The following is a 12,598-nucleotide window of genomic DNA, read 5'->3' on the forward strand; positions in this document are numbered from 1 at the left end:
GAGATCCCCAGCCGCGCGTGCAGACGCCCGTTGCGCACTCCCATCGACGGCGACGGACGCAGATCCAGGCCCGGCCTAGCGCGTCCGGATGACGACGGTCCGGCAGAGGCGGTCGTGCAGGCCGCGGCCGTCGACGTCGGTCAGCAGCGGCGGGACGATCACGAACGTGAGCGCGACCCGCGGGATGACCCACAGGCCGACCAGCGCGCGCCCGCCCAGCGGTGCCACCCGGATGCCGCAGATGGCCTGACCCGGTGTGAAACCGAAGATCCCGACGGCGATCACCGTCATGAGCACCCAGACCAGGAGGCTCCAGTTCCTCGGCAGCTCCGGCCGGGTGAACAGCAACGCGATCAGGCCCGAGAGCAACAGGTCGATGACGAACGCCCCGATCCGGACGCCCAGCGGTGCAACGGATCCCACCCCGGTCCTCGGCAGACCGAGTCGACTGCCGGGGTACGCCTGATCCTGCGCTGATGCCATGACTCCAGAGTAGGTCGCGGAGCCCTCGCACGTCGGCGCCGACCCCGCGGTGCGTTAACGCTCGCGAAACAAGTCCGAGACGGAAGGGCAACACACCCTGCCTAACTTCGTACATGGCAAGGTGAACGCGTTGTGCCCGAACCTGTTTGCTATCGTGGTCGGGTTTCATCCGTCTTGTCCGGAGTTGGTCGCCGTACTCGGTGCGGTTCAGTCCTGGCAAGTCCCCGACACGAAGGAGTGCGTGAGTGTTCTCCACCCCCGAAGAACTGGTCGCCTACATCAAGGACAATGATGTCGAAGTCTTCGACATCCGGTTCTGCGATCTGCCCGGCCTGATGAACCACCTGACCGTTCCTGCGGCGACCGTGTCCGCCGAGTCGCTGGCGGCCGGCATGGCCTTCGACGGTTCGTCGATCAAAGGTTTCCAGTCGATCCACGAGTCGGACATGACGCTGCTCCCGGACGTCACCACCGCACGGGTGGACCCCTTCCGCCGTCGCAAGACCATGACCTGCAACTTCTTCGTCCACGACCCGCTCACGCTGCAGCCCTACTCGCGCGACCCGCGCAACGTGGCCCGCAAGGCCGAGGAGTACCTGGCCAGCACCGGCATCGCCGACACCTGCTACTTCGGTGCCGAGGCCGAGTTCTACGTCTTCGACAACGTGCGCTTCGAGACCAAGATGAACGGCTCCTTCTACGAGGTCGACGCCAACGAGGGCTGGTGGAACACCGGTCGCGAGGAAGTGGGCGGCAACCTCGGCTACAAGACCCGCGTCAAGGGCGGTTACTTCCCGGTCCCGCCGTACGACCAGCAGGCTGATCTTCGCGAGGACATGACCGCGAACCTGATCAGCATGGGCTTCGACATCGAGCGGGGGCACCACGAGGTCGGTGGCGGCCAGGCCGAGATCAACTACAAGTTCAACACCCTGCTGGCCTCGGCCGACGAGGTGATGCTGTTCAAGTACATCGTCAAGAACACCGCATGGGCGGCAGGCAAGTCGGCGACGTTCATGCCCAAGCCGCTCTTCGGAGACAACGGTTCCGGCATGCACGCCCACCAGTCGCTGTGGGCCGGCGGGAAGCCGCTCTTCTACGACGAGGCCGGCTACGGCGGGCTCTCGGACATGGCCCGCTACTACATCGGTGGCCTGCTGCACCACGCACCGTCCCTGCTGGCCTTCACCAACCCGACGGTGAACTCCTACCACCGACTGGTGCCGGGCTACGAGGCCCCTGTCAACCTGGTCTACTCGGCCCGCAACCGCTCCGCCTGCATCCGGATCCCGTTGACCGGCACGAACGCCAAGGCCAAGCGTCTGGAGTTCCGTTGTCCCGATCCATCGGCCAACCCGTACCTGGCGTTCGCCGCCATGATGATGGCCGGTCTCGACGGCATCAAGAACAAGATCGAGCCGCCGGCGCCTGTCGACAAGGACCTCTACGAGCTGCCGCCGGACGAGGCGGCGAACATCCCGCAGGTGCCGTCCTCGCTCGAAGCCGTCATCAACCGGCTCGAGGAAGACCATGACTACCTGCTCGAGGGTGGTGTCTTCACCCCCGACCTGATCGACATGTGGATCAAGCTCAAGCGTGAGGAGATCGACGCCATCCGTCTGCGCCCGCACCCGCACGAGTTCGCGATGTACTACGACATCTGAGCCACCCGCGTCAGCAAAGGGCCCCCATCGCCTCGGCATGGGGGCCCTTTCCTGTTGGCTGGGCCGGGGTTTCGCATGGATCAATCCCCACTTCGTGGAGGGCTCGGCCAGGCATGGACGAACCTGACGACTCCTGTCACTCCAGTCCCAAATGCTCGATGTTGATCCTTGCCTGCGATGTTGATCCATGCCTGCGATGTTGATCCATGCAGGCCCGGGCGGTCGGTCGACCGGGGGTCAGACCTCCAGCTCGTAGGCGAGGTTCGGCCGGAGCCAGCGCTCCACGTCGGCCAGATCCATCCCACGACGTTCGGCGTAGTCGACCACCTGGTCCTTGGCGATCCGGCCGACGGTGAAGTACCGCGAGGCGGGGTGGGCGAAGATCAATCCGCTGACGCTGGCCGCGGGCGACATCGCGAACGATTCGGTCAGCGTCATGCCCAGGGAGTCGGCGTCGAGCAGGTCGAACAGCTCCTGCTTGAGCGTGTGGTCCGGGCTGGCCGGGTAGCCCAACGCCGGCCGGATCCCGCGGAACCGTTCGGCATGCAGATCCGCCAGCAGGGGTTCGGCGTCCGGTTCGAACCACTCCCGGCGTGCCTGGAGGTGGATGTATTCGGCGAAGGCCTCGGCCAGCCGGTCGGCCAGCGCCTTCACCATGATGGCGCGGTAGTCGTCATCCTGCGCCTCGTACTTCGCCGCCAGCTTCTCCGCGCCGTGGATGGCCACCGCGAACCCGCCGAGGTAGTCCCCGGAGGGAGCGATGTAGTCCGACAAGGCCCTGTTGGGACGACTTTCCGGCTTTTCTGTCTGCTGCCGGAGCATCGGGAAGCTGACCCCGTCGCCGGGGCCGTCAAGGATGATGTCGTCACCACGCGAATGGGCCGGCCAGAAGCCGTATGCGCCGTCCGCCTGGAACGAGCCGTCGGCGATGATCTCGTCCAGCAAAGTGTTCGCGTCGTCGAACAATTCGCGGGCCACCGGCTGGTCCAGGATCTGCGGATACTTGCCGCGCAGCTCCCAGGCCAGGAACAGGAACTGCCAGTCGATCATCTCCCGCAGTTCCTTGATCTCGGGGTGGATGACCCTGACGCCGGTGAAGGCCGGTACCGGCAGATCGCCGAAGTCGACCTCCTCGCGATTCTCCTGCGCATCGACCAGCGACAGCAGCCGCTTCTGATGGCGGTTCGCGTGCTGCTCGCGCAACCGCTCCTGCTCGAGACGGTTGTCGACGTCGAGCTGCTTGGCCCGGTCGGTATCGAGCAGATTGGAGACCACACCCACGACGCGGGAGGCGTCGATGACGTGGATCGTGGAACCCTCGTAGGCCGGGGCGATGCGCACCGCGGTGTGCTGACGTGAAGTGGTCGCACCGCCGATCAGCAGCGGCAGGTCCATCCCCCGGCGCTTCATCTCGGCCGCCACGTTGACCATCTCGTCCAACGACGGGGTGATCAGTCCGGAAAGCCCGATGGCGTCGGCATTCTCGGCGATCGCGGTGTCGAGAATCTTCGCCGCCGGAACCATCACCCCCAGGTCGATGACGCGATAGTTGTTGCAGCCCAGCACCACGCCGACGATGTTCTTGCCGATGTCGTGGACGTCGCCCTTGACGGTGGCCATCACGACGGTGCCCTGCCCGCGTTCGGAATGGGCCCTGCCCTCCTGACGCGCCAGCTCCTTCTCGGCCTCCATGAACGGCTCGAGGTAGGCGACCGACCGCTTCATCGCGCGGGCGCTCTTGACCACCTGCGGCAGGAACATCTTGCCGGCACCGAACAGGTCACCGACGATCTTCATGCCGTCCATCAGCGGGCCCTCGATGACCTCGAGCGGGCGGGCCCTGGTCAGACGGGCTTCCTCGGTGTCCTCCTCGATGAAGTCGACGACTCCGTGCACCAACGCATAGGACAGGCGTTCCTCGACGGGCGCGTCACGCCAGGCCAGGTCCACCGTCCGGACGGTGGCCGAACCGGTGACGGTCTCGGCGAAGCTCACCAGGCGGTCGGTCGCGTCCTCGCGACGGTCGAAGATCACGTCCTCGACCAGTTCCAGCAGCTCCGGCGGAATGTCCTCGTACACGACGAGTTGCCCGGCGTTGACGATGCCCATGTCCAGACCGAGCTGCACCGCATGGAACAGGAACGAGCTGTGCATGGCCTCACGGACCACGTCGTTCCCGCGGAACGAGAACGAGAGATTGGAGATGCCGCCGCTGATGTGCACACCGGGGCAGCGCTTCTTGATCAGCGGCAGCGCGTCGAGAAACGCCTTGGCGTAACCGTTGTGCTCACTGATACCGGTCGCTACTGCCAATACGTTCGGGTCGAAGATGATGTCCTCCGGCGCGAAACCCGCCTTCTGGGTCAGGATGTCGTAGGCGCGACCACAGATGGACACCTTGCGCTCGGCGGTGTCGGCCTGACCCTGCTCGTCGAAGGCCATCACCACGACGCCTGCGCCGTAGTCCCGGATGCGGCGGGCCTGCGCGAGGAACGGCTCCTCGCCCTCCTTGAGGCTGATCGAGTTGACGACACCCTTGCCCTGCACACACTTCAGACCCGACTCGATGACCGACCACCGGGAGCTGTCGATCATGATCGGCAGTCGCGCCACCTCGGGCTCGGTGGCGATCAAGTTGAGGAACATCGTCATCGCGGCTTCGCTGTCCAGCAGGTCGGCGTCCATGTTGACGTCGATCAGGTTGGCACCGCCGCGGACCTGTTCCAGCGCGACATCCACTGCACCCTGGTGGTTGTCGGATTCGATCAGTCGACGGAACCGCTTGGAACCGGTGACGTTGGTGCGCTCGCCGATCATCACGAAACCGGTGTTCTTGCCGATGGTGAACGGCTCCAGGCCGCTGAACCTGGTCCGGTGGGTCGGTTTCGCCAGTTTGCGCGGCGGCAGGCCGACGACCGATTCGGCGATCCTGGCGATGTGCGCCGGGGTGGTACCGCAGCAGCCGCCGACGATGTTGACCATGCCGGATCCGGCGAACTCTCCGATAAAACCCGCAGTCTGGTCAGGGGTCTCGTCATAGCCCCCGAAGGCGTTGGGCAGTCCGGCGTTCGGATGACAGGCCACGTAGGTGTTGGCCAGCTTGGACAACTCGGCGACGTGGGGCCGCATCTCCTGCGCTCCGAGGGAGCAGTTGACGCCGACGACGAGCGGATGGGCGTGCTCGATCGCGCTCCAGAAGGCCTCGACGGTCTGGCCGGACAGCGTGCGTCCGGACAGGTCGACGATGGTGACCGAGATCCATAGTGGCAGGTGCGGTGCAATCTCGCGGGCGGCGGCGATCGCGGCCTTCGCGTTCAGGGTGTCGAAGATGGTCTCGATCAGCAGCAGGTCGACGCCACCGTCGGCGAGCGCCTGGATCTGCTCGGAGTAGGCCGCCTTGACCGCGTCGAAGGAGACCGCCCGGAACGACGGGTCCTCCACCTTCGGGGACAGCGACAGCGTCACGTTCAGCGGGCCGATGGATCCGGCGACGAACCGTCCGCCGAACTCGTCGGCGGCCTGCCGCGCCAGCTTCGCCGCCTCCAGGTTCATCCGGCGGACCAGGTGCTCGAGGCCGTAGTCCGACTGGCCGATGCTGGTGGCCGTGAAGGTATTGGTGGTGGTGATGTCGGCACCGGCGGCCAGGTACTGGCGGTGGACGTCCAACACGACGTCAGGACGCGTCAGGTTGAGCAGGTCGGGGTCGCCGGTGACATCCAGCGGGTGCCCCTCGAGGAAATCGGCCTGGTAGTCCTGGGGCGTGAGACCAGCCGTCTGGAACATGCTGCCCCAAGCGCCATCCAGCACCACGATGCGCTGGTCCATCGCCTTCTTCAGGGCGGCAGTGCGTGATTCCACGTGGTGTTCGACAGAACTCGTCATCGATTCGCCTCCTCATCGGGAGGCGCCCTTACATGAAGCCGGCGGCCGAGCGTGGCGGACCCGTTCGTCCGTCGCAGCGCCTCTCGACCTCGATGGTCAAGAGTACGGCAATCCGGGTCGGGATCGGGGAGATCCTGGGGTGACGTGTACGGCAGGTCCCCCACCCGCGCTGGTCAACATCTCCGGCACGCTCCCTGGCGCGCTGATCAACATCGTCGGCGCTCACGAACGTCGACGAATTGGGACGGAAGTGACGCAAATGGACCCGATGATGAGCGCTGTCGATGTTGATAAGCGCGGGAGGGTGGTGGGAGCAGCCAGAACCCGGAGCCGAGCAAGGTTGAATGACAGCAATGACAGCAATGACAGCAATGACGGCATGACAGCAGGGACAGATATGACACCAGGGACGGGCCAACCACCGTGGCTCGCCGTGATCGACATGCAGCGGATCTTCGGCGCGCCGGAGAGCGCGTGGGCCGCACCGGGCTTCGACGCGATCGTGGGGCCGGTCAACCGGCTGGTGGCGGCCGCCGGGGAGCGGGTGAGCTTCACCCGGTTCATCGCCCCCACGACCCCGGCCGGCGCCTGGATCCCGTACTACGAGCTGTGGCCGTTCGCGTTGCAGTCACCCGACGCGCCGATCTACCAGCTGGCCGATGGCCTCCACCACGACGGCCGGCCGACCCTGGACGCCACCACCTTCGGCAAGTGGACGCCGGCCCTGGCCGACGCCGTCGGTGCGGGCGGGCGACTGGTCCTGGCCGGTGTCTCCACCGACTGCTGCGTGATGTCGACCGCGGTCGCCGCAGCCGACGCCGGAGTGTTCGTCCAGGTGGTCGCCGACGCCTGCGCCGGCCTCGACGCCACCACCCACCAGCAGGCGCTGAACACCCTGGCGCTCTACGGGCCCATCATCGAGATCGTCACCACCGATGACGTCCTCGCAGGCTGGGCGTGACGCGGCCGGGCACGACGGACCTCGAGTCACGAGGGTTGGGCGCCCTCACCGGCCTGGCCCTCGGCGACGCGCTGGGAATGCCGACGCAGTCGCTGCCGCGAGAACTGATCGTGGCCCGGTACGGCAGCGTCATCGATGGCTTCCGGACCGCTCCGGCCGATCACCCCCTCGCCGCCGGCATGCCGGCCGGATCGATCACCGACGACACCGAGCAGGCTCTGCTGCTCGCGCAGTTGCTCATCGACGACCACGGCCGGATCGACCCCGCCGAGTTGGGCCGCCGACTCCTGGCCTGGGAGGACGACATGCGGGTGCGTGGTTCGCTGGATCTGCTCGGCCCGTCCACCAAGCTGGCCATCACCCATCTGCTCGCCGGCGAGGACCCGAGCCGGACCGGGACCCGCGGCACCACCAACGGGGCCGCCATGCGGATCACGCGCGTCGGCATTGCCGTGCCCCCTGACGATCTGACCCAGCTCGTCGACCGGGTGACCGCAGCGAGCTCCCTGACCCACCACACCGGTCTGGCCCTGGCCGGTGCATCAGCGGTGGCAGCCGCGGTCAGCGCGGGGCTGGCCGGCGCCGACGTCCCTGCCGCCATCGAGATCGCCGTGGCAGCAGCAGAACTGGGCCAGGCCCGTGGTCACTGGGTGGCCGGCGGGAACGTCGCATCGCGGATCCGCTGGGCCGTCGATCTGGTCACCGGCGCGGAGGACGACAGGCTGATCGACACCCTCTTCCGGGTGGTCGGCACCAGTCTGGCCAGTCAGGAGTCGATTCCGGCCGCGTTCGCCGTGTTCGGTGCGCGGCGCGACGACCCGTGGCCGGCCCTCCGCATCGCGGCCTCGCTCGGTGGGGACACCGACACCATCGCCGCGATCGTCGGGGCGATGTGCGGAGCCGTGCACGGAGTGGGCGCTTTCCCGACCGACGCGGTCAGGCAGGTCAACGAGGTCAATCACCTTGTGCTGGAACCCATCGTGGCCGGCCTGCTCGCGCTGCGCTGACGCGCTGACCCCTGCGCTGACCCCTTCGGTGACCAATGCAGGGCCTGCCAAAAACTGCATCGCCTACTGCTGAGCCCTGGCCAGCAACGCTCGCACCTGGTCGGCAGCGCCGCAGCTTCGGACCGGAAGGGATCCGGCAGAGGGAACTTCGGTGCGTTGCGATCCACCCATCATCCCTCGCGTAGATTCAGCCCGGTCAGAGCAAAGGGTAGCCAACCAGGAGGTTCGAACATGCCGGTTTTCGCGGTCCTGTGCGACTACGCAGAGGATTTCGTCGCCGCCAGGGACGAGCACCGTCCCGCGCACCGCGCCTTTCTGGCTACCCTGACCGGCCCGGTGACCGCTCTGGCGACGGGCCCGTTCGCCGACGAACCCGCGGGTGCTCTGCTGGTCATCGAAGGTGAATCGGCGGCGGCAGTCGCGTCGAAGCTGGACGAGGACCCGTTCCACAGCGAGCACCTGATCTCCCGGCGCAGCATCCGTGAGTGGACGCAGGTCAAAGGCCCCTGGGCCTGAGTCGCAGCGCGCCGGCCGCGGCCGGCGTCGGACGACGGCGGCCGCCACGTTGCAGGATCAGGACAACGAAGGCTCGGCGACCTCGACGTCTTCGGCTACCCCGACCGCACCAGCAGACCCGGCCGAATCGACCGCACCCGGCGCATCCACCACCACCGGCGTCTCCGCGTTCCGGATGCGCTGACTGATCACCTGGGTGATGCCATCGCCGCGCATGGAGACTCCGTAGAGGGCGTCCGCCGACTCCATGGTGAACTTCTGGTGGGTGATGATGATCAACTGCGAGGAGTCCCGCAACAGCGTCAGCAGCCCGACCAATCGCGTCAGGTTGACCTCGTCCAGGGCCGCCTCGACCTCGTCCATGATGTAGAACGGGCTGGGCCTGGCCCGGAAGATCGAGACCAGCAGGGCGACCGCCGTCAGCGAACGCTCTCCACCGGACAGCAGCGACAACCTTTTCACCTTCTTGCCCGGCGGGCGGGCGTGCACCTCGATGCCGGTGGTCAGCATGTCCGACGGGTCGGTGAGGATCAGCTCGCCCTCGCCGCCCGGGAAGAGTTCGGCGAACACTGCAACGAACTCGCGAGCGACGTCGTGGTAGGCGGCGGTGAAGACCTCGAGGATCTTCTCGTCCACCTCACCGACCACCGTCAGCAGATCCTTGCGGGTGGACTTGAGGTCCTCCAGCTGCGTCGAGAGGAACGAATGCCGTTCCTCCAGCGCCGCAAACTCCTCCAGCGCCAACGGGTTCACCTTGCCGAGCAGGTTCAGGTCGCGCTCGGCGCGCTTGGCCCGCCGTTCCTGCGTGTCACGGTCGAACGCCATCGGCGCAGGTGCGGTCACCTCCTCGCCGCGCTCCTTGGCCGCCTCGTACTCCCCCGTCTCCAACGCGGTGGGCGGGATCGGCATCTCGGGTCCGAACTCGGTGACCAGATCGTCCGGACCGAGCCCGAATTCGTTGGCCGCACGGTCGACCAGTTGCTCGACCCGCAGCATCTGCTGCGCCCGTTGCACCTCGTCCTTGTGGACCGCATCCGTCAGCGCATCCCACTGGGTCTGCAGCTCCCGGGCCGTCGACCTGGCCCGGGACATGGCCGCATCGGCCCGCTCCCGGTCGGCGGCCGCCTGCTCGCGGGCACTCGTGGCGACGGCCAGCGAGACCTCCAGCACGGACAGCGCCCGCCGGCCGACCTCGGCCACCCTGGTGGCGACCTCGGCTGCTGCCGCCCGCCTCGCCACCGCGGCCTGGGCCCTGGACCTGGCCTCCCGTTCCTGACGGGCAGAGCGCCGCAGTCCTTCGGCGACACCCGCGCCGGCCCTGGCGCGCTCCTCGGCCGTCCGCAGCGCCAGCCTGGCCTCGACCTCGACCTGACGCGCGCCGGCCGTCAGGTCCATCAGGGAGTCCCGGACCTCGGTGTCCACCTCCTCCGGGGCATCCTCCGACTCCGCCGCATAGAGCCTGGCCTCGAGATCGGCCACCGCGAGCCGGGTCTGCTCGGACGACGTCTCGGCGGCCTGTCGCTGCCGTTCCAGCCGTTCGGCCTCGGCGGTCGCCGATCGCACCGCCTCACCGAGACGCCCGAGCTGCTCGGACACCGCGGACAGTCGTGCGTCGGATTCGTGCAGGGCCGAGAGCGTCGCCTGGCTCTGCCGGGCACGTGTCTCGGCCTCGGACCTCGCACCGGACAGCGCTGCTTCCAGCTCTGCGATGGCATCCGTCACCCTGGCCAGCGAGGAGTCGGCCTCGTCCACGGCGGCCTGGATCTCGATCACCGACTGCTTGCCGGCGCTACCGCCGAACGCCCAGCCGGAACCGAGCAGATCTCCCTCCCGGGTGACGGCTCGGACCTGGGGCAGCTGCGTCACCAGCGCGACCGCGGCCGGCAGATCGGCGACAACGGCCACCCGATCGAGGGCGGCACCCACGGCGGCCCGCAGCAGCGCCGGCAGCCTCACGTGCGGCAGGACCCAGACGGCATCGGACGGCAGGGTCGGCCAGCCGGAGAGATCCTCGTGGCCGGGTCCACCGATCAACAGGCCGGCGCGGCCGGCGTTGCCCTCCTGCAGGAGGGCCAGTGCCGCGGCGGCATCGGCCACTCCGGAGACGGCCACCGCGTCGGCGGCCGGACCGAGCGCCGCCGCCACCGCGCCTTCGAAGCCGGGGTCGACCTCGAGCACGGCTGCGACTGATCCCAGCACCCCGGCCAGTTCGGACCCGGCCGCCAACAGGGCTCCCGCGCCGTCCCGACGGTCGAGTCCCAGCGAGAGCGCCTCGACTCGGGCACGCAGGCCGGTCTGCTCACTTCTGGCTTCCCGCAACGCATCCGTCAGATCACCGACACGTTGCCGGGCGGCCTCGGTCGCCTCCTCTGCGGATTCGTGGTCCTCGTCGAGTCCGACCTCGGAGGAGTCCAGATCGCCGACCGAGTCCTGGAGTTCGGTGAACCGGGCCTGCGCCGCGGCGGCCCGATCCCTGGCGTCCGCGACCGACGTGGCCAGTCGGGCGACCTCGTCACCGCCGGCCGCCTGACGTGACCGGGCCGCATCGACCTGGCCGCTCAGCCGGGCCAGTCCCTCCCGGCGATCGGCGATCGCCCTGGTCGCCGACAGCAGCTGGTTCTCCGCACCCTTGAGCGCGTTCTCGCTCTCGGTGCGTTGGGCGACGGCCTCGTCCAGCTCGGTCCGGGCACCGGCGACGGCCTCGTCCTTCTCGGCCTGGGCCTCTTCGGCGGCCTCGGCCGCGGCGTCGAGTTCGTCCGGATCTCGCCCGGGACGCGGGGCATCGACCGGCGCGGTGAGATTGCGCAGGCGCTCGTCGGCGAGTGAGACGGTGCCGCGGAAGCGCTCGGCCAGCGCTGACAGCGCGAACCAGGTCTCCTGCGCAGCAGCGAGTCTCGGTGTTGCGCCGGCCGCCGACTCGGATGCTGCCTCCGCCTGTTCGGAGGCCTCGGCGAGCGCGCGCTGGACTGCCGTCCGATGCTCGAGCGCCGCGGCCTCGTCGGCGGACTCGGCGGCGATGCGGGTGGTCAGGACCACGTAGTCGTCGGCGAGCAGCCGAAGCCGGGAATCACGAAGATCGGCCTGCACACCGGCGGCCCGGCGTGCGACCTCGGCCTGCCGGCCCAACGGCTTGAGCTGTCGGCGGAGCTCGCCGGTCAGGTCGTTCAGTCGAGTCAGGTTGGCCTGCATGGCATCGAGTTTGCGAAGCGCCTTCTCCTTGCGCTTGCGATGCTTGAGGACACCGGCCGCCTCCTCGATGAAGGCGCGGCGGTCCTCGGGTCTGGCCTGCAACACGGCGTCCAGCTGGCCCTGACCGACGATGACGTGCATCTCCCGGCCGATCCCGGAATCCGAGAGCAGTTCCTGGATGTCCAGCAGCCGGCACGTGCGCCCGTTGATCTCGTATTCGCCGGCACCGTCGCGGAACATCCGGCGGGTGATCGAGACCTCGCTGAAATCGATGGGCAGGGCGCCGTCGGAGTTGTCGATGGTCAGCGTGACCTCGGCGCGTCCGAGCGGCGGCCGGTCGGCCGTGCCGGCGAAGATGACGTCTTCCATCTTGCCGCCGCGGAGCGCCTTAGCGCCCTGCTCGCCCAGCACCCAGGCGATGGCGTCGACGACGTTGGACTTGCCCGACCCGTTGGGCCCGACGACCGCAGTGATGCCCTTCTCGAAGTGCAACGTGGTGGCCGAGGCGAACGACTTGAAACCCTTGAGGGTCAGGGACTTCAGATACACGAGTAGGAAGTCCCTCCGGGTGGACGTTCGTGGTCGGCGTCGAATTCGTGGTCGGCGGTGCTCAGATTACCCGGGCCGCGGAGCCATCAACGCTCCACGAAGCCGGTTTCGCCCCGTGGTTCGGCGAACTGCTCGACGACCAGGGTGACCACTCCGGGCGTGTGACCGCCGCGCAGCAGCCCGAGGAGTTGCCGGCAGCCTGCCTCCGGTCCTTCCGCAATGACCTGGACCCGACCCCCGGGCAGATTGGTCGCGCTACCGGTCAGACCTCTTTCCAGAGCCCGCGCCCTGGTCCACCATCGGAACCCCACCCCTTGCACCTGGCCGTGGACGAACGCCGTCATCCG

General features: G+C 68.1%; 8 protein-coding genes. 4 read left to right on the forward strand and 4 right to left on the reverse strand.

The window, feature by feature from the left end; all coding sequences use genetic code 11:
• Positions 1–75 precede the first annotated feature (75 nt).
• On the reverse strand, positions 76–483 hold the full coding sequence (locus H7F38_RS20020; RefSeq protein WP_187091457.1) for an RDD family protein: 408 nt from the start codon (positions 481–483) through the stop codon (positions 76–78).
• Between the two features lie 245 nt (positions 484–728).
• Here H7F38_RS20020 and glnA point away from each other — a divergent pair, with 245 nt between their 5' ends.
• Positions 729–2,147, forward strand: coding sequence for a type I glutamate--ammonia ligase (glnA, locus tag H7F38_RS20025; RefSeq protein ID WP_187091458.1), 1,419 nt, complete (start codon positions 729–731; stop codon positions 2,145–2,147).
• Between the two features lie 237 nt (positions 2,148–2,384).
• Here the strand turns inward: glnA and metH are convergent, their stop codons facing one another.
• Positions 2,385–5,972 (reverse strand): methionine synthase, encoded by a 3,588-nt coding sequence (gene metH, locus H7F38_RS20030; protein WP_370531393.1) that lies wholly within the window; start codon positions 5,970–5,972, stop codon positions 2,385–2,387.
• A 499-nt stretch (positions 5,973–6,471) separates the two neighbouring features.
• On the opposite strand from metH, the gene H7F38_RS20035 reads away from it, so the two are divergent.
• The 3 genes from H7F38_RS20035 (at position 6,472) to H7F38_RS20045 (ending at position 8,513) form a co-directional block, all read left to right on the forward strand.
• Positions 6,472–6,990, forward strand: coding sequence for a cysteine hydrolase family protein (locus H7F38_RS20035; protein ID WP_370531394.1), 519 nt, complete (start codon positions 6,472–6,474; stop codon positions 6,988–6,990).
• Positions 6,991–7,067: 77 nt separating this feature from the next.
• Positions 7,068–7,997 carry an ADP-ribosylglycohydrolase family protein gene (locus H7F38_RS20040; protein WP_187094840.1) on the forward strand — a complete coding sequence of 310 codons (930 nt, stop codon included), beginning with the start codon at positions 7,068–7,070 and terminating at the stop codon, positions 7,995–7,997.
• Positions 7,998–8,228: 231 nt separating this feature from the next.
• Positions 8,229–8,513: a YciI family protein gene (locus H7F38_RS20045; RefSeq protein ID WP_187091461.1), complete on the forward strand. Its 285-nt coding sequence runs from the start codon at positions 8,229–8,231 to the stop codon at positions 8,511–8,513.
• A 57-nt stretch (positions 8,514–8,570) separates the two neighbouring features.
• On the opposite strand, the gene smc is transcribed toward H7F38_RS20045, so the two are convergent.
• The gene (smc, locus tag H7F38_RS20050) at positions 8,571–12,251 is read right to left on the reverse strand and encodes a chromosome segregation protein SMC (protein WP_187091462.1); all 3,681 of its coding nucleotides are present in this window, start codon (positions 12,249–12,251) and stop codon (positions 8,571–8,573) included.
• 86 nt (positions 12,252–12,337) lie between these two features.
• Positions 12,338–12,595: an acylphosphatase gene (locus tag H7F38_RS20055; RefSeq protein WP_187094841.1), complete on the reverse strand. Its 258-nt coding sequence runs from the start codon at positions 12,593–12,595 to the stop codon at positions 12,338–12,340.
• Positions 12,596–12,598 lie beyond the last annotated feature (3 nt).

Source organism: Nakamurella sp. PAMC28650 (assembly GCF_014303395.1).
In the GTDB taxonomy this organism is placed as follows: Bacteria; Actinomycetota; Actinomycetes; order Mycobacteriales; family Nakamurellaceae; genus Nakamurella.